Source organism: Pseudosulfitobacter pseudonitzschiae (assembly GCF_900129395.1).
In the GTDB taxonomy this organism is placed as follows: Bacteria; Pseudomonadota; Alphaproteobacteria; order Rhodobacterales; family Rhodobacteraceae; genus Pseudosulfitobacter; species Pseudosulfitobacter pseudonitzschiae.
Genome location: NZ_FQVP01000003.1, coordinates 653,408 through 676,652, shown reverse-complemented (window position 1 = coordinate 676,652; position 23,245 = coordinate 653,408). Strand labels below are relative to the sequence as shown.

General features: G+C 63.0%; 24 protein-coding genes and 1 tRNA gene. 13 read left to right on the top strand and 12 right to left on the bottom strand.

Features of this window, described 5'->3' with window-relative positions; translation table 11 throughout:
- The first annotated feature begins 17 nt into the window (after positions 1–17).
- Entirely contained in the window at positions 18–833 is an 816-nt protein-coding gene (locus BUC08_RS11495; protein ID WP_143186718.1) for an ABC transporter permease, read from the top strand.
- Positions 830–2,467, top strand: coding sequence for an ABC transporter ATP-binding protein (locus tag BUC08_RS11490; RefSeq protein WP_037923679.1), 1,638 nt, complete (start codon positions 830–832; stop codon positions 2,465–2,467). Before BUC08_RS11495 ends, BUC08_RS11490 begins: the two co-directional genes overlap by 4 nt.
- Positions 2,468–2,507: 40 nt before the next feature.
- Here BUC08_RS11490 and BUC08_RS11485 read toward each other — a convergent pair whose 3' ends face one another.
- Positions 2,508–2,867, bottom strand: coding sequence for a DUF1428 domain-containing protein (locus BUC08_RS11485; protein ID WP_037923682.1), 360 nt, complete (start codon positions 2,865–2,867; stop codon positions 2,508–2,510).
- A 73-nt stretch (positions 2,868–2,940) separates the two neighbouring features.
- On the opposite strand from BUC08_RS11485, the gene BUC08_RS11480 reads away from it, so the two are divergent.
- Positions 2,941–3,387 carry a MarR family winged helix-turn-helix transcriptional regulator gene (locus BUC08_RS11480; protein WP_037924560.1) on the top strand — a complete coding sequence of 149 codons (447 nt, stop codon included), beginning with the start codon at positions 2,941–2,943 and terminating at the stop codon, positions 3,385–3,387.
- Between the two features lie 69 nt (positions 3,388–3,456).
- Positions 3,457–4,293 carry an alkaline phosphatase family protein gene (locus tag BUC08_RS11475; RefSeq protein WP_037923685.1) on the top strand — a complete coding sequence of 279 codons (837 nt, stop codon included), beginning with the start codon at positions 3,457–3,459 and terminating at the stop codon, positions 4,291–4,293.
- Positions 4,294–4,296: 3 nt separating this feature from the next.
- Here the strand turns inward: BUC08_RS11475 and BUC08_RS11470 are convergent, their stop codons facing one another.
- The 11 genes from BUC08_RS11470 to urtA form a co-directional block, all read right to left on the bottom strand.
- Positions 4,297–5,232, bottom strand: a complete 936-nt coding sequence (locus BUC08_RS11470) for an alpha/beta hydrolase (protein WP_037923687.1) — start codon at positions 5,230–5,232, stop codon at positions 4,297–4,299.
- Positions 5,233–5,236: 4 nt separating this feature from the next.
- Positions 5,237–7,135: an acyl-CoA synthetase gene (locus BUC08_RS11465; protein WP_037923689.1), complete on the bottom strand. Its 1,899-nt coding sequence runs from the start codon at positions 7,133–7,135 to the stop codon at positions 5,237–5,239.
- Positions 7,136–7,337: 202 nt separating this feature from the next.
- On the bottom strand, positions 7,338–9,164 hold the full coding sequence (locus BUC08_RS11460) for an ABC transporter transmembrane domain-containing protein (RefSeq protein WP_051694076.1): 1,827 nt from the start codon (positions 9,162–9,164) through the stop codon (positions 7,338–7,340).
- 107 nt (positions 9,165–9,271) lie between these two features.
- Positions 9,272–9,345 (bottom strand) — tRNA-Gly (locus BUC08_RS11455).
- A gap of 295 nt (positions 9,346–9,640) precedes the next feature.
- Positions 9,641–10,255, bottom strand: coding sequence for a glutathione S-transferase family protein (locus BUC08_RS11450; protein WP_224769683.1), 615 nt, complete (start codon positions 10,253–10,255; stop codon positions 9,641–9,643).
- A gap of 239 nt (positions 10,256–10,494) precedes the next feature.
- Positions 10,495–11,250, bottom strand: coding sequence for a siderophore-interacting protein (locus tag BUC08_RS11445; protein ID WP_037923693.1), 756 nt, complete (start codon positions 11,248–11,250; stop codon positions 10,495–10,497).
- A gap of 94 nt (positions 11,251–11,344) precedes the next feature.
- Positions 11,345–12,040 (bottom strand): urea ABC transporter ATP-binding subunit UrtE, encoded by a 696-nt coding sequence (gene urtE, locus BUC08_RS11440; RefSeq protein WP_037923694.1) that lies wholly within the window; start codon positions 12,038–12,040, stop codon positions 11,345–11,347.
- 2 nt (positions 12,041–12,042) lie between these two features.
- Positions 12,043–12,783 carry an urea ABC transporter ATP-binding protein UrtD gene (gene urtD / locus BUC08_RS11435; RefSeq protein ID WP_028958332.1) on the bottom strand — a complete coding sequence of 247 codons (741 nt, stop codon included), beginning with the start codon at positions 12,781–12,783 and terminating at the stop codon, positions 12,043–12,045.
- Positions 12,780–14,009, bottom strand: a complete 1,230-nt coding sequence (gene urtC, locus BUC08_RS11430; protein ID WP_037923696.1) for an urea ABC transporter permease subunit UrtC — start codon at positions 14,007–14,009, stop codon at positions 12,780–12,782. The genes urtD and urtC overlap by 4 nt, the downstream gene beginning before the upstream one ends.
- Before the next feature lie 4 nt (positions 14,010–14,013).
- Complete coding sequence (gene urtB / locus BUC08_RS11425; protein WP_037923699.1) at positions 14,014–15,972, bottom strand: urea ABC transporter permease subunit UrtB; 1,959 nt, start codon at positions 15,970–15,972, stop codon at positions 14,014–14,016.
- A gap of 60 nt (positions 15,973–16,032) precedes the next feature.
- Complete coding sequence (urtA, locus tag BUC08_RS11420) at positions 16,033–17,316, bottom strand: urea ABC transporter substrate-binding protein (protein ID WP_037924563.1); 1,284 nt, start codon at positions 17,314–17,316, stop codon at positions 16,033–16,035.
- 416 nt (positions 17,317–17,732) lie between these two features.
- Here urtA and BUC08_RS11415 point away from each other — a divergent pair, with 416 nt between their 5' ends.
- Genes BUC08_RS11415 through ureG form a run of 9 tightly spaced genes read left to right on the top strand, consistent with a single transcriptional unit; the run spans position 17,733 to position 23,157 of the window.
- The gene (locus BUC08_RS11415; RefSeq protein WP_051694077.1) at positions 17,733–18,554 is read left to right on the top strand and encodes an urease accessory protein UreD; all 822 of its coding nucleotides are present in this window, start codon (positions 17,733–17,735) and stop codon (positions 18,552–18,554) included.
- A 1-nt stretch (position 18,555) separates the two neighbouring features.
- Positions 18,556–18,858 carry an urease subunit gamma gene (locus BUC08_RS11410; RefSeq protein WP_028958337.1) on the top strand — a complete coding sequence of 101 codons (303 nt, stop codon included), beginning with the start codon at positions 18,556–18,558 and terminating at the stop codon, positions 18,856–18,858.
- Between the two features lie 12 nt (positions 18,859–18,870).
- Positions 18,871–19,086, top strand: coding sequence for a hypothetical protein (locus BUC08_RS11405; RefSeq protein ID WP_037923701.1), 216 nt, complete (start codon positions 18,871–18,873; stop codon positions 19,084–19,086).
- Positions 19,083–19,388 carry an urease subunit beta gene (locus tag BUC08_RS11400; protein ID WP_037923703.1) on the top strand — a complete coding sequence of 102 codons (306 nt, stop codon included), beginning with the start codon at positions 19,083–19,085 and terminating at the stop codon, positions 19,386–19,388. Before BUC08_RS11405 ends, BUC08_RS11400 begins: the two co-directional genes overlap by 4 nt.
- Positions 19,388–19,729, top strand: coding sequence for a hypothetical protein (locus tag BUC08_RS11395; protein ID WP_051694080.1), 342 nt, complete (start codon positions 19,388–19,390; stop codon positions 19,727–19,729). Before BUC08_RS11400 ends, BUC08_RS11395 begins: the two co-directional genes overlap by 1 nt.
- Before the next feature lie 22 nt (positions 19,730–19,751).
- Positions 19,752–21,461, top strand: coding sequence for an urease subunit alpha (ureC, locus tag BUC08_RS11390; RefSeq protein WP_037923705.1), 1,710 nt, complete (start codon positions 19,752–19,754; stop codon positions 21,459–21,461).
- Positions 21,462–21,471: 10 nt separating this feature from the next.
- Positions 21,472–21,918, top strand: coding sequence for an urease accessory protein UreE (locus BUC08_RS11385; protein WP_037923707.1), 447 nt, complete (start codon positions 21,472–21,474; stop codon positions 21,916–21,918).
- The gene (locus tag BUC08_RS11380) at positions 21,908–22,546 is read left to right on the top strand and encodes an urease accessory protein UreF (protein WP_037923710.1); all 639 of its coding nucleotides are present in this window, start codon (positions 21,908–21,910) and stop codon (positions 22,544–22,546) included. Before BUC08_RS11385 ends, BUC08_RS11380 begins: the two co-directional genes overlap by 11 nt.
- On the top strand, positions 22,543–23,157 hold the full coding sequence (ureG, locus tag BUC08_RS11375) for an urease accessory protein UreG (RefSeq protein ID WP_037923713.1): 615 nt from the start codon (positions 22,543–22,545) through the stop codon (positions 23,155–23,157). The genes BUC08_RS11380 and ureG overlap by 4 nt, the downstream gene beginning before the upstream one ends.
- Positions 23,158–23,245: the final 88 nt, after the last annotated feature.

The window sequence follows — 23,245 nt, the reverse complement described above, 5'->3', positions numbered from 1 at the left end:
GGCACAGGGGGGCTGATCTGATGCGCATTCCCCTGTCTGCCCTGATCGGGCTGTTTTTCACCATAACCTATTTCCTGATGGCCATCCTTGCGCCATGGATCGCCCCCTATGGCATGGCCGAAGTCGTGGGCGATGTCTGGGAGCCGTCATCGGCCGAGCATCTGCTGGGCACCGACACCATCGGGCGCGACCTGCTGAGCCGGATGATTTATGGCGGGCGCACCACGATCTTTATCGCCACCATGGCGACCGCGCTGTCGTTCATCACCGGATCGGTGCTGGGCTTTGCCGCCGCTGTGCTGGGCGGCTGGCCCGATCAGCTGCTGTCGCGGTTCGTCGATCTGATCATGTCGATCCCGTCGCTGATCTTTGCGCTGGTGGTGCTGTCGGTCATGCCGGTCACCGTGCCGGTGCTGATCGTGGTCATGGGCTTGCTGGACAGCACGCGCGTGTACCGTCTGGCGCGTGCCGTCGCGGTGGACATCACCGTCATGGACTATGTCGAAGCGGCGCGCCTGCGCGGCGAGAAACTGGCGTGGATCATCTTTCGCGAGGTTCTGCCCAATGCGCTGTCACCGCTGGTGGCGGAGATGGGCTTGCGGTTCATCTTTGCGGTTCTCTTCGTATCGACCCTGTCGTTCCTGGGCCTTGGCGTGCAACCGCCGCAAGCTGACTGGGGCGGCATCGTGAAGGAAAACAAGGAAGGCATCGTTTACGGCATCGGGGCCGCACTTTATCCGGCGGTGGCCATCGCCACGCTGGCCATCAGCGTCAACCTTGTGGCCGACTGGGTTCTGAACCGAACCACTTCACTGAAAGGGGGCCGGGGATGAGCGATCCACTGGTAAAAGTCCGCGGCTTGAAAATTGGTGCAACGGTCTATCCGCCGGGCGAAAAGCCGCATGATATCGAGATCGTCCATGGGGTCGATTTCGACCTGAAAGCGGGTGAGGTTCTGGGGCTGATCGGGGAATCCGGTGCGGGCAAGTCCACCATCGGCCTGGCCACGCTGGCCTATGGCCGGGGCGGCGTCGAGCTGACCGGCGGCGAGGTCTGGGTGAACGGGCGCGACCTGTTGCAGGCCAAGCACCGCGACATCCGTCGTCTGCGCGGGGCCGAGGTCACCTATGTGTCGCAATCGGCGGCGGCGTCCTTCAACCCGGCCAAGAAGATCATGGAACAGGTGACCGAGGCGGCGATCAGCCAGGGCAAGTTCGGCAAGAAAGAGGCTGAAGCCCGCGCGGTCGAGCTGTTCAAGGCGCTGGGTCTGCCCAACCCCGAAACCATCGGCAACCGCTATCCGCACCAGGTGTCAGGCGGACAGTTGCAACGCTGCATGACGGCGCTGGCGCTGTGCCCCGAGCCGGATCTTGTGATCTTTGACGAGCCCACCACGGCGCTGGATGTCACGACGCAGATCGACGTGCTGAAGGCGATCAAGGATGCGATTGCCGTCACCGGCGTCGCGGCGCTGTATATCACGCACGATCTGGCGGTCGTGGCGCAGGTGTCCGATTATATCATGGTGCTGCGCCAGGGGGACATGGTCGAATATGGCACCACCGACCAGATCATCAACAACCCGCAGGAAGAGTACACTCAGGCGCTGGTGTCCGTCCGCTCGATCAAGCACCTCGAAAAGGAACCGACCGATCAGCCGGTGCTGCGGGTCCAGAACATCACGGCCCGCTACAGGGGCACCAATTTCGACGTGCTCAAGAACATCAATGTGGACCTGCATCCCGGCCAGACGCTGGCCGTCGTCGGCGAAAGCGGATCGGGCAAATCCACGTTGGCGCGGGTGATCACCGGTTTGCTGCCCCCCACAAAGGGCAGAATCCACTTTGCCGGCCGCGACCTGTCGCCCGACCTGCCCTCTCGCTCGCGCGAGGATCTGCGCGAATTGCAGATGATCTATCAGATGGCCGACACCGCCATGAACCCGCGCCAGACTGTCGGCACGATCATCGGGCGGCCGCTTGAGTTCTACTTTGGCATGAAGGGACGCGAGAAACAGGCGCGCATCCAGGAACTGCTGGACGAGATCGAGTTGGGCGAAGGCTTTCAAGACCGCTATCCGGCGGAGCTGTCAGGCGGGCAGAAACAACGTGTCTGCATCGCACGCGCGCTGGCGGCCAAGCCCAAGCTGATCATCTGCGACGAGGTCACGTCGGCGCTGGACCCGCTGGTGGCGGACGGCATCCTGAAGCTGCTGCTCAAGCTGCAAAAGGTTGAGGATGTAGCCTACCTGTTCATCACCCACGATCTGGCGACCGTGCGCGCCATCGCGGACAGCATCGCGGTGATGTATCGCGGTGAGGTCGTGCGGTACGGATCGAAATCCACGGTTCTGTCACCGCCCTTCGACGCCTATACCGACCTGCTGCTCAGCTCGGTCCCCGAGATGAAGATCGGCTGGCTGGAAGAGGTCATCGAACACCGCCGCATGGAAAGTGCGGGCAACTGAGGTTCAGGCGGGGCGCGCCTGCGCCCTGCCCGTTGTCCGATCAGTCTGCGGTCAACGTGACCAGCGGCTCGAACCCGCCCCACATCATGCGCATCCCGTCGAACGGCATTTCCGTCATCTCTTTCATGCGCGGGTCGGTCATCATTTTCTCGAACCCCTTGTCGGCGGTCGCCTTGTCGGGCCAGATCATCCATGAGAACACGACCACCTCGCCCTCTTCGCGTTTGACGGACATCGGGAAGGATGTGACCTTGCCGTCCGGCGTGTCGACGCCCCAGTTTTCCTGGATCGACAAGCAGCCGTATTCCTTGAAAAGCGGCCAGGCCTTCTCGGCCATTGCCTTGTAGGCGGCCTTGTTCGCCTCGGGCACGGCCAGCAGAAATCCAGATACATATGACATCACGTCACCTCCTCTTGCTAGATTCGTCTTTCAGATTGACATTTATATAGGTTGATATCAACATATATCTATGATGGACGCTTCCCTCCCCCTTTCGGTCACCCATGAAATCCGCGACCGCTGCCTGTGCCTGTATGTGCAGCGCGCGGCGCGGGTGCTTGCGCGTCGTTTTGATGATGCGTTGCGCCCCTTTGGCCTGACCAACGGGCAATTTTCCCTGCTCATGTCCCTGAACCGGCCTGATGGGCCACGGATCAGCGATCTGGTGGATCTTCTGGGCATGGACCGCACCACGCTGACGGCGGCGCTGAAACCGCTTGAGCGCAAGGGGCTGGTCACGGCAAAAGCCGACAAGGACGACCGCCGCGCCCGCCGTCTGCACCTGACCGATGCGGGCCGTTCGGTGCTGAAACAGGCGCTGCCCACGTGGCGGGCGACCCATGATGCCGTTGACGCGGCACTGGCCCCCACCAGCCCTCAGGATCTGCGCGACGGCCTGATGGCGCTTGCCGGGGCGTAATCCGGCTTTTGCCATTGCCCCTGTGCGGCGCCTGCGGTCAAATGCGGTGCAAACACGCAGGGGGCTTTCATGGACAAGAAACTGTTGCTGATCATTCTGGACGGGGTGCCATGGCGCAACTGGCGGCGGCTGTTCGGCAATCTGGAAGGCTGGGTTGATTCAGGTGATGCCCGCGTGTGGAAACTGCGCGCGGTGCTGCCGTCGATTTCGGCGTCGTGCTATGCGTCGATCCACACCGGCGTGGCCCCTGCCGCACACGGCTGCACCGGCAACGGGAATGTTTTCCGCCTGTCCCATCCCGACGTCTTCTCGGCCACCCGCGCCGCAGGCGGGGTCACGGGGGCGGTCGCGCACAGCTTTTGGTCCGAGTTTTTCAACCGTCACCCTTTCGACTACGTGCGCGACATCGAATATGACGAGGCCGACAGCGACACCATCAACCATGGGCGGTTTCACACGATGACCGGCTATGGGCACAACAACCAGATGACCCCGTCGGACGTGGACCTGTTCGGCACGTTGACCAACCTGTGCCTGCGGTTCGGGCTGAACTATGGCATGTTGCACACCTGTACGCTGGACAGCATGGGCCACCGGTTCTTCCATGAAAGCCAGGAGATGGACAACGCCTGTTTCGTCATGGACGAGATGCTGGCCCCGTTCATCCCACGCTGGCGCGAAATGGGCTATGAGGTGATCGTGACCGCCGACCATGGCCAGGACGAGCGCGGCCACCACGGCGGGCGCGGTGCCTTGCAGCAAGAGGCGGCGCTGTATTATTTCGGAGAGGCCGAAGGACCGCACGAAGATACGGTGATCGACCAGCTGCAACTGGCCCCCACCATCCTGTCGCGGCTGGGCGCGCCGATCCCCGACACGATGAAGGCCAAACCGTTCCTGACCTGACGGTCAGTCCAGATCGGTGATCTGACCCGTGCGCAGCAGCGTCAGCGCCTGTATCATCCGCGCAAAGCTGGTGGCGGCACGTGTCGACATGTGCCGCGCCCGCAGGTGGGCATGAATCAGCCCCGCCTCTTCGATCCACACGGCACGGCCTCCGGCATCCTGAATGGCATCGCGGTAGGCCTCGCCATCGCTGGACAGCGGGTCGAATTCGGCGGTCAGGATCACCGTGGGCGGCAGGCCGGAAAAATCGGTGTCCTGCAAGGGCGCAAACCGCGGATCTCCGGTGTGGTCCTGCCCGCCCGAGCGCAGCGTTTGATAGAACGCCATGTCCCGCACGCTCAAGCCCGGTGCGTCGGCGTGGGTGACATAGCTGCCCCGCGTGCGGTCGCCGCCCAGTCCGGGATAGATCAGCAGGCTGCCTGTGATACGCCCGTCGATGCGACCGCGCGCGTAATGGGCAATTGCCGCCACCAGATTGCCGCCTGCGCTGTCACCGGCCAGCACGATTGCGCCATCGGTTTCGGCACAGACCGCTTCGAACGCGGCCCAGGCGTCTTCGAAATCACCGGGAAAGGGACGTTCGGGCGACAGGCCGTAATCGACCGCAATCACCTGCATCCCCGTGCCTGCGCAGAACTCGGCGCAGATGCTGTCGTGGCTGTCGAGCCCGCCGACGACAAAACCGCCGCCGTGGCAATAGAACACCGTGCCCACAACGGGGGCTGCACGGCTGTAGACGCGGCACGTCACACCGCCAAAGGCGCGGTCCTGCGCTGTCACATCGTCAGGATAGCCCACATCGAAATCGGCACACATCGCGTTGTAGACCCGCCGCTGGTCCTGAACGGTCAGGTCCACCGCGTCGGGCGGATAATGCTGTTCGGTCCGCGCCAAGAAGGCACGGACCTCGTCGTCCATCAGTTTCTCATAGTCGGGCACAGGCCTATTCCGCCGCGACGGCTTGTGTTTCCAGCTCCCAGCCCTGAATGAACGGCCCCAGCACCTTGCCGATGGCCTCCTGGCTGTCGCCGTTGGCCGCCACCTGCGCTGTCAGCCCGCGTTTCTTGTCATCCAGAACCGAGGTGACCCGCGCCTTCAAACCTGCATCTGACAGGGCCGCGTTATAGACCCGCGTGATCGCATTCTTGCGCAGGTCGGGCTTGAACACCTTGCCCACCGCCGTCTTTGGCAGCTCGTCCATGATCGTCATATGCTTGGGCTGTGCGGCACGTTCGTGGACATGCTTCTTGCAATACTCCATCAGCTCGGCCTCGGTCACGGTGGCACCGTCCACCAGTTCGACGTAGGCGCAAGGCACCTCGCCGGAATGGGCGTCAGGCTGGCCGATGGCACCGGCAAAGGCCACGGCCTTGTGACCCTGCAATGCGTCCTCGATCTCGGCGGGGTCGATGTTGTGCCCGCCGCGAATGATCAGATCCTTGGCCCGGCCGGTGATCCACAGATAGCCGTCGCTGTCCATTCGGCCCAGATCGCCGGTGCGCAGGTGGGTGTCGTTGTAGAACAGATCCTTGTTCTTGGCCTCTTCGGTGTAGGTGTGGCCGGTATAGACGCCGGGATTGGCGATGCAGATCTCGCCGATCTCGTCGACGGCGCATTCCAGCGGCCCTTCGTTGGTCTGCTTGATGATCTTCACGTCCGTATAGGGGAACGGGATGCCGATGCTGCCGATTTTCTTCAGCCCGTCCACGGGGTTGCCCGACACAAGACAGGTCGCCTCGGTCATGCCGTAGCCTTCGACGATGGTGACGCCGGTGGCCTCTTCAAAGCGTTTGAACAGTTCCTTGGGCAGCGGGGCCGAACCGGAGAACGCGGTTTTGACCGTGCTGACATCGGCATCAATCGGGCGTTGCATCATCGCGGCAAGGGCCGTGGGCACCGACACGATAAAGGTGATCTTCCACCGTTCCGTCAGCTTCCAGATGTTGTCGAACACGCCTTCGCCACGATAGCCCTGCGGCGTCGGGAACACCACATGCGCACCGCTGAACACGGCGCCCATCAGGATCACATGCACCGCCATCACGTGGAACAGCGGCAGCGGACACAGCAGCACGTCATTCTCGTTCAACAGCAACTCGCCCCCGACCCAGCCGTTGTAGACCAGCCCCGAATAGCAGTGCTGCGCCACCTTGGGCATGCCGGTGGTGCCGCCCGTGTGGAAATAACAGGCGACGCGGTCCTGTTGCACGTCCTCGAAATCCAGGCTCGTGTTGTGCTTTTTCAGCTCGGCGCTGAAGCTCAGGTAATCGGCGTGGGGCGCGCGCGCGGATTTGGGGCGGATCAGGGGAATGATCCACGACTTCGGCGGCGTCACATAGCGCAGCAGGTCGACCTCGAGCACGGTTTTCACGCCGGGCGCATGGGCCACCGCACTTGCGACCTTGTCTGCCACATCCGTCTTGGGAAAGGCGCGCAGCGTCACCACGACCTTGGCCCCGGTCTCGCGCAGGATCGACGCGATCTGTTCGGGGTCCAGAAGCGGGTTGATCGGGTTCACGATGCCCGCCGTCGCCCCGCCCAACATGGTCAGGATCGCCTCGTTGCAGTTGGGCAGCACATAGGCCACCACATCCGTCGGGCCAATGCCCATGCTGCGCAACATATTGGCGGTCTGGGCCGTCTTGGCCTTCAGTTCGCGCCAGGTAAAGGTTTCGGCCTTGTCTTTGGGGCCCGAAAAGATCTGGTAGCTGACCGCATTGTGATCCGGAAATTTCGCAGCCGTATCGCTGAGCATTCCGAACAGCGTCACGGGCACATTGCGCGACGCCCACGGGCCTTCGGCTTCGATGCGCTTGCGGTCTTCGATCCCTGCATAAGTCATGGTATATCCTCCCTGTCGCCACCGCTCCCGTGTGGCTTTTTCCTTACCTGACAAGATGCGGTGGTTTCAGCAATTGCGCAAGCATATCAGGCGCAAGGCAGCCATCGGCCGACGCAGCGTAAGCCTGACACCCTTCATCTTGCCAGATAAACTCCGGGGGGAGACGCGCCAGCGTCGGGGGGCTGGCCCCCTGCCCGCCTTGCTATTGCGCCGCCAGATCTGCGGTGAATTGCAACTTGGCCAGGCGTGCGTACAGCCCGTCCTGGGCCACCAGTTCGTCATGGGTGCCCACGGCCACGATACGGCCTTGCTCCATCACCACGATCCGGTCGGCTTTCTTCACCGTGGCCAGCCGGTGTGCCACGATCAACGTGGTGCGGCCCCGGCTCAGCGTCTCGAACGCCTCTTGCACCGCGCGTTCGCTTTCGGCGTCCAGCGCGCTGGTCGCTTCGTCCAGCAACAGCACGGGTGCGTCGCGCAGGATGGCGCGGGCAATGGCGATGCGCTGCTTTTGCCCGCCCGACAGCATCACGCCACGCTCGCCCAGATAGGCGTCATAGCCCTCGGGCAGGCCCATGATGAACTCATGCGCCGCAGCGGCGCGGGCTGCGGCTTCGATCTCGGTCTCGGTCGCACCGGGGCGGCCAAAACCAATGTTGTCGCGGGCCGAGGCGGCAAAGATCACCGGGTCCTGCGGCACCAGCGCGATATGGCGGCGGAAGACGTCGCGCGCCACTGTGCTGAGGTCCACGCCGTCGATCATGACCCGCCCCGACTGCGGCTCGTAGAACCGCAAGAGCATCTGGATCACGGTTGTCTTGCCCGCGCCGGACGGGCCGACAAAGGCCACGGTTTCACCGGGTGCAATCTCAAGCGTCACATGATCCAGCGCCGAAACATCGGGGCGCGCCGGATAGCTGAACGAAACATCGTCAAAGCGGATGCTGCCCCGAACCGGTGTCGGCAACACGGCAGTGGTCGCCGCGTCCTGCACGCTGTCCTCGACGGTCAACAGCTCGACCAGCCGCTCGGTGGCCCCTGCGGCGCGCTGCAACTCGCCCCAGATTTCCGACAGGGCCGCGACCCCGCCCGCGACCATGACCGCGTAGATCACGAACTGGATCAGCGCGCCCGAGGACATCACGCCTGCGCGCACGTCATTGGCGCCGATCCACAGCACGCCGACAACGCCCGAAAAGACCAGGAATATCACGATCATCGTCATCAGCGCCCGCGTGCGAATGCGTCGCCCGGCGGCATCATAGCTGCGTTCGGTCACGTCGCTGAACTGCGCGCGCGTCGCCGCCTCCTGGGTGAACGCCTGTACGGTCTGAACCGCCCCCAGCGCCTCGGAGGCACTGCCCGAGGACGCCGCGATCCAGTCCTGGTTTTCGCGGCTGATGACCCGCAGGCGTCGCCCCAGCACCAGGATCGGAATGACCACGGCGGGCACGATCAACAGCACCAGCCCCGTCAGCTTGGCCGAGGTCAGCAGCATCAGCACGAGGCCGCCCGCGAAAATCAGCATGTTGCGCAGGGCGATCGACGCGCTGGACCCGATCACCGACAGGATCAGCGTGGTGTCCGTGGTGATCCGGCTGAGCACTTCGCCGGTCATGATCTTTTCGTAGAACGCAGGGCTCATACCGATCACGCGGTCAAAGACCGCCTTGCGGATGTCCGCCACCACCCGCTCGCCCAGCCGCGTCACCAGCGCATAGCGCAGCGCGGTCCCCACGGCCAGCAATCCGGCGATGCCGATGGCGGCCATGAAATACTGGTTCAACAGCGCGCCGTCCTGCGTGCGAAAGTTGTCGACCACGCGGCGCACGGCCAGCGGCAGGGTCAACGACACCACGGCGGTCAACACCAGCGCCGTGATCGCCGCGACCATCAGGCGACGATAGGGCGTCACGAATGGCCAGAGCGCGGCCAGATTGCCAATGCGCTTGGAGGCAGCACGCTGGTCATCGCCTTTGCCGGGCACGGGGGTGGTGGTTTGGACGGTCTGCGGGGTCTGCTCGGCCATGACGGCTCCTGAATTCACTTCGGCCCGACTTGTGGCGGCTGTGCGCCATGGGGTCAATGCGACAAAGGCCCCACTTTCGCAGGCAAATCGGTCAGGAAGGGGAAGGCTGGAGCGGGCGGCGGGAATCGAACCCGCGTCATTAGCTTGGAAGGCTAAGGTCTTACCACTACACAACGCCCGCGTAGCACCGGTTAGTTATGGCATGGGCCGACAGAGGTCAAGAACGCCTGCGGGGGGTGGGCGCACAAAATCCGCCTTGCCCGAATGCACGCGGGCCTTGCGGACCGTCGCGCATCTTTGGCGGCTTGGGCTGATTTGACGGATTCCGGGCCGCACGCCGCATGACGCAATATTGACGCTTGGGGTGGGTATTGTTGATGCACAGCGGATTTAGCTGCCGCCTGATGTTCCAGAGACATTATCCTTATTCAGCGAGATGCGGCTAACCCGATAGAAATTATGGTGGTCCTCCGCAATCAAGTTCCGGCCTTGTTCCGCGCAGCGTCGGCGGCTTCAAAATGCGCCATCTGCGCCGCGTATGCTTTTTGAAATGCAGGACGATTCGTCACGCGCTGGATGTAAGCCTCGGATGCCGGACGATCACCAAGCGCCCGGATTTTTTCTACGCGCAGCACATCAGCCATCAGCAGATCAGCGACGGTGAAGCGATCCGATACCAACCACTCGCGTTCGCCAAGAATTCCCTCAAGATAAGAAAGGCGGCTTTCAAGCCAATTGGTAAGGCCATTTTCCTTTGCGCCGGTGACTTCGAGAAACCACCACGGAACAGAAATCGTTTCCACGGAATTGAGCGCGGCGATTGTCCATTGAAGTGTTTCAGCCTCTCCGAAAGGATCGCGCGGCATCAGAACCTCGCTTTTGCGCGCGATGTGCAGCAAACAAGCCCCGCTTTCAAATATCTCGATCTCGCCGTCCTTTATGAACGGGACCTGACCAAAGGGCTGACGGGAGAAATGTTCCGCGGTTTTCTCTACGAGCGGGACGGTTTTGACATCATAGTCGATACCGGCCTCTTCACATGCCCATCTGAGCCGCAAGTCCCGCACGAAGCCCGCGGGACCATTGGTCATTCGCACCCATTCAAACGTCCATATTACAAGCTTGTCTGTCATTTCAGTCTCGCACATCTGAAGTTCAACATGTGAGGAAAGCTCTCACAAAACTGGCATTTACGCAAAACGCAACTTTGGCCGCTAAGGGCGCAATCCTGCTATGCGCTGCAATGTGCACGAACGTCTGGATTTCCATCTCGAGCCTGCGCGCGAAAGGAAGGTCATCTGACCTTCGGCACATCCAAACCAGTGTGGGGTCAGTCCTCGATGCCCTTGTCCGACGCATCCGCCTGCCCCGCCACCCAATAGCCCGAGGCCTTGATCCACTGTTTGTGGTGCCCGTTTTCCAGCAGGTGCGTGCGGATGGCGCGGGCCACCATGGCTTCGGCTGCAACCCAGACAAAGGTGCGCGGGCCAAGGGGCATGGCGTCGAGCGCCGCGAGATAGGGCGCGGGATCGGTTGCTTGATCCAGCGGACGGTGCAGCCAGTGTGCCGTCCAATCGGCAGCGGTGGTCACGGTCTGTTCGTCCGCCGCATCCGGCACGCCGACGATGCTGGTCACGCGCGTCGCGGCGGGCATCTCCTCGATCCAGCGACCGATGGCGGGCAGCGCGGTTTCATCGCCGATCAACAGCCAATGGTCGATGTCGCCCTCGATCCGCTGGCTGCCGCGCGGGCCGCCGATGGTGATCGCGTCGCCCACAGCGGCGGCACGCGCCCAGTCGGCGGCGGGTCCGCCGGGGTGGTCGACCACATCCACCACCAGTTCCTGCGCGTTGAACCGGCGCGGGGTATAGTCGCGCATTTGCGGGCTGTCGCTGTCGGCGTTCAGGACCAGCTTCATGTGATCGTCCGGTGCGGCACTGGCAAAGTCGTGCAGGTCCGCCCCGGTCAGGGTCAGGCGGATCATGTGCGGGGTCAGCCGTTCGGTCGCCGCGACGGTCAGGTGCCTGCGGCGCAATTCGTGGCGGGTGCGCAGGATGCGAGGCGCATCAATGGTGTGATCTGTCATGGCAGGGTCCTTGCAAAAGCATTTGCGCCAATACCTGCCTATTTTTGTCAGGAATTGCAAGTGCGCCAGCGCACAGCCCTTCACGCATCCCGGCTCAGACGGACACGCCGCGCAGCACCTCGGATTTGGGCACGTCTGCCTTGGACCCTTCCAGCACCACCGCGCCACGGCGCAGCACCACGAAACGGTCTGCCAGATCATAGGCGAATTCGAAATATTGCTCGACCAGCACGATCGCCATCTCCCCCTGATCGCGCAACAGGCGGATCACGTTGCCGATCTGCTGGATGATGTTGGGCTGAATGCCTTCCGTCGGTTCGTCCAGCAGCAAAAGCTTGGGCTTGGTGATCAGCGCCCGCGCGATGGCCAGTTGCTGTTGCTGCCCGCCCGACAGATCGCCGCCGCGCCGCGATGTCATGTCCTTGAGCACGGGAAACAGCTCGTAAATATGATCCGGGATGAAATGTTCATCAGGCGGCAGGCAGACAAAGCCGGTTTCCAGGTTTTCCTTCACCGTCATCAGCGGAAAAATCTCGCGGCCCTGCGGAACATAGGCCACACCCAGATGCGCCAGTTTGTGCGCAGGCAGCACTGGCAGGTCCTGCCCGTCCAGCGACAGCGTGCCCGCCGTGCGCGGATGGGTGCCCGAAATGGCCTTGATCAGGCTGGTCTTGCCCACGCCGTTGGTGCCCATCACGCAGGTCACCTCGCCCTGTGCCGCCTGCATCGAAATCCCGTTCAGGATCTGGCTGTGGCCATAGTGCAGCGTCAGGTCATTCAAACTCAGCATATTCAGCGCCCCAGATAGACGTCGATGACGTCCTGATTTGATGTGACGTGGTCCAGCGATCCTTCGGCCAGAACCGAGCCTTCGTGCAGCACGGTGACCTTGCAGTTCAGGCGGCGCACGAACTCCATATCGTGTTCGACCACGACCACGGCGCGGGTCTTGGCCGCCTCGACCAGGATGTCGGTGGTTTTTTCGCGCTCCTCCGGCGTCATGCCAGCGGCAGGTTCATCGACCAGCAGCAGGCGCGGCTCCTGTGCCAGCAGAATGCCGATCTCAAGCCATTGCTTTTGCCCGTGGCTCAGCTCGCCCGACTTGCGCAGCAGCGCGTCACCCAAGCCGATGTCGTCTGCCAGTGTGGCGACCTTGGCCAAGTCTTCCTCGGAGGGCCTGTATGACAACACGGGCAACCAGCCGCGCGGCTTTTTCAGCGCCATCAGCAGGTTCTCCTGCACGCTTTGATCTTCGAACACCGTGGGCTTCTGAAACTTGCGCCCCACGCCCGCCTGCGCGATCTTGGCCTCGGACATCTTCAGCAACGACACCGATTTTTCGCCCCACAGCACCCTGCCCTCGTCGGGCTTGGTCTTGCCTGTGACAATGTCCATGAACGTGGTCTTGCCCGCGCCGTTCGGCCCGATCACCGCCCGCATTTCGGCATCCGCGATGCGGAAGGACAGGTTGTTGATGGCGCGAAAGCCGTCAAAGCTGACCGAGACACCGGAGACTTCCAGAAGCGTGCTCATTGCTGGGCCTCCTTCTCGCGCAGCGATCCCTGATCGGGGCCAAGGTCGGCGCCGTGCCGGTTCGGGCGCAGCCGGTCGCTGATAAGGTCAAACAGCCCGCCGATGCCTTGCGGGGCAAACAGGGTGACGCCGACAAAGGACAGCCCCAGCAGCACCAGCCACCAGTCGACCCATTTGATCGTGTAGAACCCCAGCGGCACGTCCGGTGCCTGCCCGCCGGTGAACCAAGTGGACAGCAGGCTGACCACGGCTGCACCGATCACGGCACCATACAGCCGCCCGCGCCCGCCGATGGCCACCCAGACGGCCAGATAGATCGACGCGATGGGGGCAATCTCGGCCGGGTTGATGATGCCCGCCTGCGGGTAATACAGCGCCCCCGCGATGGCCGCGATACAGGCGGTCAGCGTGAACATCGCCAGCTTGTAGGCCTCGACCGAATAGCCCAGGAAGCGCACGCGCGCCTCGTTGTCGCGGATGCCGCGGATGACCGAGCCGAATTTGCCCGACACCACCCATGCCGCCAGCAGATAGCCCAACCCCAGCGCCAGCGCCGAGGCCCAGAAGAACCACATCGACACCACGTCCTGCGACGCATTCACGCCCGGAAGGTTCTGCAGGCCCGACAGGCCGTTGTTGCCGCGCAAACCGCTGTCGTTCTGGAACAGGTACAGCGCCAGCGCCAAGGTCATCGCCTGTGTCAGGATCGACAGGTAAACGCCCGTGACGCGGCTGCGGAAGGCCAGCCAGCCAAAGACCAGCGCCAGCAGGCCCGGCACCAGCACGACCATCGCCAGTTGCAGCGTCAGACTGTCGGCAAAGGACCAGATGACGGGGAAATCGCTGCTGCCGACCACGCCGAAAATCTGGTTGCCGATGCCATCGACAACCTCTTGGGGCGTGGGGGGCAGTTGGCCCTGCGCCAGCGCATCCACCACGATCAGGCGGGTGCGTTCATACATCAGCCACATGCCGATCATGTAGCCGCCCAACCCGAAGAACGCGAAATGTCCCAGGCTGAGGATACCGGCATAGCCCCAGATCAGGTCCATTGCCACGGCCACCAGACACAGGCACAGCGTCTTGCCCAAGGTCTTGACAAAACTGGTGGACACCATGCCCACGCCAAAGCCCTCGGACAGGATCGTGACCCCCAGCGTAAACAGCGCCAGCAGGGCAAGGAAGATCAGGACCGACGGGTTTCGTGCAACGAATGAACGGTTCATGGTCTCAATCCCCCGCCGCGCGGCCTTTGAGGGCGATGATACCCCTTGGCCGGAACTGGATGAAAATGATGATAAAGACGATCATATAGGTCTGTGCCGCCAGCGTGTTGCTGGGGTTGCCCCATTCGATGCCCTTTTGCAGGAACCCGATCATCGTGGCCCCCGCCAGCGTGCCCCAGATGTTGCCGACGCCGCCGACGACCACGGTCATGAAGCTTTGCACGATGTAGTCTGATCCCAGTTCCGAGGTCACCTTGGCGAAGAGGCCAATCGCCACGCCGGCAACACCCGCGATGCCTGACCCCAAGCCAAAGGTCAGCATGTTCACCCGCCCCGGATTGATCCCCATCGACGCCGCCATGCGCGGGTTCTGCGTCACCGCGCGGGTTTCCAGCCCCAGCCGCGTGCGCTTCATGATGAACAGGAACACCGCGAGGAAGAACAGCGCCAGAAAGAAAATCGCGATGCGGATATAGCTGATCGACACCACGTCGTTCAGCGTCAGCGCCCCGTCCAACCACGCGGGCGAGGTCAGCGGGCGGGCTTGGGTGCCAAAGATGTTCTTGGCCAACTGTTGCAGCGCAATCGAGATACCAAAGGTCGCCAACAGTGTTTCCAGCGGACGGTTGTACAGCCAGCGGATCACCAGCCGCTCCATCGCCACCCCGGCGGCAAAGGTCACAGCAAAGGCCAGCGGGATCGCCACGAGGATCGACACGGTGTGGTTGGGAATGACCTGCTGGACCACATAGCCGGTATAGGCGCCCATCATGATGAACTCGCCATGCGCCATGTTGATCACCCCCATCACGCCAAAGGTGATGGCAAGGCCGATGGCGGCCAGAAAATAGATCGACGCCAAAGACAGCGCGTCCAGCGTCAGGTCGGCGGCCTGGTTCATCCCAACCTTCAGCTTGATCGCGTTCAGCGCATCATTGGCCGCGTCGGTCACCTGTGCAGAGGGATCGAAATAGGCGTCATAGAAGGTAAATTCATCCAGCGTGGCTTGAACCTCGTCCTCGGAAATGAAGGGCGGCACGGTGCCTGCTTCGGCCAGCGTGATGTAAGCCGTGCGACGCGCCGCGTCGGTGTTCAGTTGTTGCACGGCCACGCCGCCCACGCGGCCATCGGTGATGTTGGCCTCGAGCGCCGCACGGATGGCCGCATCCGTCACACGCGGAGGGGCCAGATCGGCGGCGACCAGCATATCGTAGGCCGCAACCTTGCTGAGTGCGTCCGAGCCGGGCTTAAGGATCGCGGCGACGTTCGTGCCCTCGGGCACACCGCCCTGCGCCACGGTGCGGCGGGTGGCCACCAGCGGATTCAGCGTGGCGCGCACGTCAACGCCCAAGTCGCCCGACATATCGGCCATCGCCTGCACCCGCGCATCCGGGTCTGCGTCATAGCCGATGGTCAACAGGCGTTCCAGCCGCAGCTTTTGCGCCTTCAGGGTCGCGTCGGTCTCCATCTCGATGGAATTGCGCAGCGGTTTCAGCAGCGCTTGGTCAGGATCGCGGGAAATCGAGGTCAGCGCATCCTGGCGGCGCCTGGGGTCGGGGTCTTTCAGTTGGAACTGCACCAGCGCCGTGCCGATCAGCGCGCGGATGCCGCTGTTGGGTTTGATCTGGTCCAGCGCGTCCTTGTCGACCACGCCGACCACTTCACCGCTGTCGAAATCCGTCAGCGCATAGCCGCCCTCTGCCTTTTCCGCGCGAAAAAACAAACCGTCCGCCTCGCGCAGCCACATGTTCTTGTCCGACCATGCCTCGAGCACTGCCTGCGCCTGCGGAAGACCGCTGTCGGCCACGGCGTCAATCGCCGGACCAATGGTCGTGCGCGAGCTTTTGAGGATCGTGTCGCGGTGCTCTTGCAGCACCTGCTGGATCGGTCCGGTCGCGTCCTGTGCAAAGGCACTGACACAGGTCAGCAACAGGGCCAGCGTGGCGGCAATAAGTCTGGTCATGTGAAGGAATTCCGCATTGGGTCAGAGAGGGCGCGGGATGCGCGCCCTCTCAGGTCAAGCTCAGTAGTTCGACAGGATCTGAACGCAGGTCTTGGTTTCGGTGTTGTACATACCGCAGCCCAGATCTTTCCAATCCGATTCCAGCACGGCGGATTCGGGCAGGAAGTCGGTCCATGCGTCGCCCGGAACCGGATCGGTTTCCGAGATGATGTCAAACTGGCCGTCGGCCTGGATCTCACCGATCAGCACGGGTTTGGACAGGTGGTGGTTCACGCCCATCACGGCGGTGCCGCCGGTCAGGTTCGGGAATTCCTGCCCATACATTTCGGCGCGCACGGCGTCCACATCGGTGGTGCCTGCCGCCTCGACCGCCGCAACCCACATGTTGAAGCCGATGTAATGCGCCTCCATCGGGTCATTGGTCACACGCTTGTCGTCACCGATGAATGCATGCCAAGTCTTGATGAATTCGGCGTTTTCCGGCGTGTCGGCGGACATGAAATAGTTCCACGCGGCCAGGTGACCGACCAGGTTCGACGTGTCCAGACCCGACAGTTCTTCCTCACCCACCGAGAAGGCGACGACCGGAATGTCATCCGCTGAGATGCCAGCCGCTGCCAGTTCCTTGTAGAAACCGATGTTGGCGTCACCGTTGATGGTCGAAATCACGCCGACCTTCTTGCCGTCCGCACCCAGAGCCACGACGTCGGCCACGATCTTGGACCAGTCCGAGTGCCCGAAGGGTGTGTAGTTCACAAAGATGTCTTCGGACGCGATGCCTTTGCCCTTGAGGTAGCTTTCAAGGATGTTGTTGGTCGTGCGCGGATAGACATAGTCGGTGCCCAGCAGCGCGAATTTCTCGATACCCAGTTCGTCCAGGAAATAGTCGGTCGCCGGGATCGCCTGCTGGTTCGGGGCCGCGCCTGTGTAGAACACGTTCTTGGACGATTCCTCGCCCTCGTATTGTACCGGATAGAACAGCAGGCCGTTCAGCTCTTCGATCACCGGCAGAACCGACTTGCGGCTGACGGAGGTCCAGTTGCCAAAGATCACGTCGACATTGTGCACCGTCAGCAACTCGCGCGCTTTTTCCGCGAACAGCGGCCAGTCGGATGCGGGATCGACAACCACCGCCTCAAGCTGTTTGCCCAGCACGCCGCCCTTGGCGTTTTGCTGTTCGACCAGCATCAACATGGTGTCTTTCAGCGTGGTTTCCGAAATCGCCATGGTCCCGGACAGCGAGTGCAGCACACCCACCTTGATCGTGTCATCCGCCGCCATCACGGCCGAGCCAAGCGATGCAGCCACAATCGTGCCGCTCAGCATGGATTTAAGAAATGTCATATCTGTCTCCAAAGCGGGCCAGCCGGACAGCAGCGGCTTGCGCCGCATCCACAGTCCCCTTAACTGATCCCGCAACTTTAGCGTTGCATTACCGTGTGGCGGCCTCTCGAAGTCCAAGTCGCAAGGTCGCCACACACCCCCCCGTTGGCACTTGTCTCGCGCAATCAGGTGGGCTCAGCGTCAGTTCAAGTGATTGTGAATGGCAAATGAGGATGCAGGTGCAGCATCCTGAGGCGCGGGAAGTCGCACAATTATTGGGCGAGTAACCCTAAAATGTTCATTTATTGGGCGATATAAACCGGAAATGCCTCGCGTGGATGGGCAAGGCTGCGATCCGGTGCTCTATTGAACCCACGCAGCAAGGGCGACTCGGGCGCGCTTGTCGGCAATCGGGGAAAAGACAGATAACGCATCATATGGTCATACCGCAGGCAAAGGCCCGCCAGCCCCGTGCGCTCGGGCGCATTGCCGTGTCGTCCAAGCTGGCGCGCGGGCGATCCGTTCTGGGCGGGTTGCATCAGGCCGGTTCATCAAAATGCCTGTTTCCGCGCAACAATACCGCATCACTGGATGCCGTGGTGCTGAACACGGCAGGCGGGATCACCGGCGGTGACCGCTTTGCCGTAAGTGCCGAGGCCGAGGCCGGCACCCGCCTTTGCCTGACCACGCAGGCCTGCGAACGTGTCTACCGCGCCCAGACCGGCGAAGTGGGACAGGTGCGCAACGCTCTGACCGTGGGACCGCAGGCGCGAATCGAGTGGCTGCCGCAGGAGACGATTCTCTTTGAGGGCGCGGCGATTGACCGCCGTTTGCAGATTGATCTGAGCAAAGATGCACAGTTGTTGATGGTCGAACCGCTGGTCTTTGGCCGTGCCGCGATGGGCGAACGGCTGGGCACGCTGGACCTGCGCGACCGCATCATGATCAACCGCGCGGGCGTTCCCCTGTACCACGACGCGATTGCGCTGACGGGCGATGCCAGCGCGCATCTGGCCAAAGCCTTTGTCGCAAGGGGCGCGGGTGCGATGGCTGCAATGGTCTATATTGCCCCCGACGCCGCCGGACAGCTTGAACCCGTACGCGCCATGTTGCCCGACACCGCAGGGGCCAGCCTGATCGGTGACGATATGCTGGTGGCAAGATTCCTCGCCGCCGACAGTTTCGAGTTGCGGCGCAGCCTGCTGCCCGTTCTTATCCGCCTCAAGGGTGGACCCCTGCCAAGAACCTGGATGATCTGACATGAACCTCACTCCCCGCGAAAAAGACAAACTGCTGATTGCGATGGCCGCCGTGGTCGCCCGCAAACGGCTGGAGCGCGGCGTAAAGCTGAACCATCCCGAAGCGATTGCGCTGATCACCGATGCGGTGGTCGAAGGCGCGCGCGACGGGCGCAGCGTGGCCGACCTGATGGAGGCAGGCGCGCAGATCATCACCCGCGATCAATGCATGGAAGGGATCGCCGAGATGATCCACGACGTGCAGGTCGAGGCCACCTTTCCCGACGGCACCAAGCTGGTGACCGTCCACAACCCTATCCGCTAACAGGAGCCTGACATGATGAAATCCGTAACAATCGCCCTTGGCCTTGCCGGTCTTGCTGCCCCCGTGGCCGCACACACCGATGCGGGCCTGCACCTGCACCCCCACGTCACGGACGGCGCGGCATGGCTGCCGGTTCTGCTGGGCATGGCGGCCATCGTGGTGGCCGTGGCCCTGACCGCCACCCGCGCGACAATCCGCGCACGCAGCGCGCGGAAATCCCGCAAATGATCCCCGGCGAGTTGATACCGGGCAGCGGCGACATCATCTTGAATGAGGGTGCCACGGCCATCACGCTGATGGTTGCCAACACCGGTGACCGCCCTGTTCAGGTCGGCTCGCACTATCATTTTGCTGAAACAAACGCTGCGTTGGACTTTGACCGCGATGCCGCACGGGGGATGCGCCTGGACATTGCGTCCGGCACCGCCGTGCGCTTTGAACCCGGTCAACGGCGCGAAGTCTCGTTGATCCCCTATGGCGGGGCGCGGCGGGTGTTCGGGTTCAACCAGCAGATTATGGGAGACCTTTGATGGTCACGAAACTGCCGCGCCTTGCCACCCCTGCCGATCTGATGGGCTCGTGGATGAATATGTCGATGCTGATGATGGAAACCGCCAGCGTCATGACCATGCGGATGATGGGAATGGCGGGCCTGTGGTCGGTCACCAAGTCCGAAAACGAACGTATGGTATCGGAAAAATCTTCGGCGTTCCTGGACAGCGCCGCCGCCGCGTCGGTCGCCACCATGACCGGCAAGCGCCCCGACGAGGTGATGAACGCCGCCCTGCGTCCGCTGCGCCGCAAGACCCGCGCCAATGCCCGCCGCCTGGGCAAACGCGGCCCCGCCCTGCCCGGCCCCAAGAAACGCTGACGCCCACTAAAGGACATAGCCCATGCCCAAACCCATTGCCCGCGCCGACTATGCCGCAATGTTCGGCCCCACCACCGGCGACCGGATGCGCCTGGCCGACACCGACCTGATCATCGAGGTCGAGCGTGACCTGACCACCTATGGTGAAGAGGTCAAGTTCGGCGGCGGCAAAGTGATCCGCGACGGCATGGGACAGTCACAGGTGACACGCGCCGAAGGGGCGGTTGATACGGTCATCACCAACGCGCTGATCGTGGACCATACCGGCATCTACAAGGCCGACGTGGGCCTGCGCGAGGGGCGCATCCACAAGATCGGCAAGGCGGGCAACCCCGACACCCAGCCGGGCGTCGACATCATCATCGGCCCCGGCACCGAGGCCATCGCGGGCGAGGGCCGCATTCTGACCGCAGGCGGGTTCGACAGCCATATCCACTTTATCTGCCCGCAACAGATGGAGGACGCGCTGCATTCCGGTGTCACCACCTGTCTGGGCGGCGGCACCGGCCCCGCACATGGCACGCTGGCCACCACCTGCACGCCGGGGCCATGGCACATTGGGCGGATGTTGCAGGCGTTCGACAGCATCCCGATGAACATCGGCCTGTCGGGCAAGGGCAACGCCAGCCAGCCCGCCGCATTGGTCGAGATGATCAACGCCGGTGCCTGCGCGATGAAGCTGCACGAGGACTGGGGCACCACCCCCGCCGCCATCGACTGCTGCCTGTCGGTGGCCGACGACATGGACGTGCAGGTGATGATCCACACCGACACGCTGAACGAAAGCGGCTTTGTCGAAAACACCGTGGCCGCCATGAAAGGCCGCACGATCCACGCCTTTCACACCGAAGGTGCAGGCGGCGGGCACGCGCCGGACATCATCAAGATCTGCGGCGAAGAACACGTTCTGCCCTCGTCCACCAACCCGACGCGCCCCTTTACGGTGAACACGCTCGAAGAGCATCTGGACATGCTGATGGTCTGTCACCACCTGGACAAATCCATCCCCGAAGACGTCGCCTTTGCCGAAAGCCGCATCCGCCGCGAGACCATCGCCGCCGAGGATATCCTGCACGACATGGGCGCGTTTTCGATCATCGCCAGTGACAGTCAGGCGATGGGCCGCATCGGCGAAGTGCTGATCCGCACATGGCAGACCGCCGACAAGATGAAGAAACAGCGCGGGCGACTGGCCGAGGAAACCGGCGACAACGACAATTTTCGCGTGCGCCGCTATATCGCGAAATACACCATCAACCCCGCCATCGCCCACGGCATCAGCCGCGAGATCGGCAGCATCGAAGAGGGCAAGCGCGCCGATCTGGTGCTGTGGAACCCTGCGTTCTTTGGGGTAAAGCCGGAAATGGTGCTGATGTCGGGCACCATCGTCATGGCGCAGATGGGCGACCCGAACGCATCGATCCCCACCCCGCAGCCGGTCTATTCGCGGCCCATGTTCGGGGCCTTTGGCCGGTCGGTCGAACATTCGTCGATCACCTTTGTCAGCGCCGCCGCACAGGACGCCGACATTCGCGGCACGCTGGGTCTGGCCAAACAAACCGTGGCGGTCAGCAACACCCGCAACATCGGCAAGTCGGACCTGAAGCTGAACACCGCCCTGCCCCGGATCGAAGTGAACCCCGAAACCTACGAAGTGCGCGCCGACGGCGAGCTGCTGACCTGCGAGCCCGCCGAGGTTCTGCCGATGGCGCAACGCTATTTCATGTTCTGAAAGCCCGATCATGCACACCCTGACCGCCCGCACCTATCACGACCACAGCCACACAACGCCCTTCGCGCAGATCACGCTGGACTATGACACCCGCTTTTTGCGCCGCAAGATGCTGGAAACCGACGACGGCCAGCCGATCCTGATCGACCTGCCGCAAACCACATCGCTGGACCACGGCGGGGTCTTGGTGCTGTCCGACGGGCGCGAGGTGCTGGTGCAGGCAGCCGCCCAGGACCTGCTTGAGATCAGGGCCGACGACCTGACACGCATCGCATGGCACATCGGCAACCGCCACACCCCCTGCCAGATCGAGGACCGCCGCCTGCTGATCCAGCCCGACCACGTGATCCGCGACATGCTGGCCAAGATCGGTGCAACGGTGCGCGAGGTGAACGAACCCTTTATCCCCGAAGGTGGGGCTTACGGACACGGACGCACCCACAGCCATGCCCACTGACGCGGCGGTCCTGACGCTGGCGCAGTGGTTTTCGCCGTCCTTTCCGGTGGGGAGCTTTGCCTATTCGCATGGGTTGGAATGGGCGGTGCAGGCGGGCGATGTGGCCGATGCAGCCCAAACGCAGGACTGGATCGACACGGTGCTGCGGCATGGTGCCGGCTGGAACGATTGCCTGTTCATCGCGGCCAGCTATCGCGCCGATGATGCGGGCACGGTCGATGCGACGGCCCGCGCCTTTGCCGCTTCGGCGGAACGGCTGCGCGAGACCGACCTGCAGGGGGCGGCCTTTGCCACGGCCGTGGCCAACCTGACCGGCGCGCCTGCCACACCGCGCACCTATCCCGTGGCAGTCGGTGAAGCGGCGCGCAACGCGGGCCTGCCGCTGGAGCTGACGGTCAAGATGTACCTGCACAGCCTGACCAGCAACCTTGCAGGGGCGGCCATGCGATTGGTGCCCCTGGGGCAAAGCGACGGACAGGCCATCATTCGCGCCCTGACACCCGCCGCACAGGACATCGCCACCCGCGCCTGTGCCGCCAGCCTGGACGACCTGACGGCCACGGCCTTTGCCACCGACATCGCGTCGATGAAACACGAAACCCAATATTCAAGGATTTTCCGCACATGACCCAGATGAACGGCCCCCTGCGCGTTGGCATCGGCGGCCCCGTGGGCGCTGGCAAAACCACGCTGACCGCTGCCCTTTGCGAGGCCCTGCGCGACAGCCATTCCGTCGGCGTGATCACCAATGACATCTACACGCAAGAGGACGCCGAGGCGCTGATGCGGATGCAGGTGCTGCCGCAGGACCGCATCATCGGTGTCGAAACCGGGGGGTGTCCGCATACGGCCATCCGCGAGGATGCGTCGATCAACCTGGCCGCAGTCGACCAGATGGTGAAACGCCACCCCGAGATCGAAGTGCTGCTGATCGAAAGCGGCGGCGACAACCTGTCGGCGACCTTCAGCCCGGAGCTGGCGGATGTGACGCTCTATGTGATCGACGTTGCGGCAGGCGAGGAAATCCCCCGCAAAGGCGGGCCTGCGATCACAAAATCCGACATCCTGATCATCAACAAGACCGACCTTGCGCCCTATGTGGGTGCATCGCTGGACGTGATGGAACGCGACGCCACGCGGATGCGCGCAGGGCGGCCGTTCTTGTTCACATCCCTGCGCCAGCGCGAGGGCGTGGCGGAGGTTGTGGCGGAGTTGAAGAAGGTGGGCGGGCTGGTTTGACAGCCAATCCTCGGCAATAGAAACACCAATGCCAAATCAAAGATTTGGCAGCGCCCGAACCGCCCCCACGGGGCGGGCGCTTCTCGCC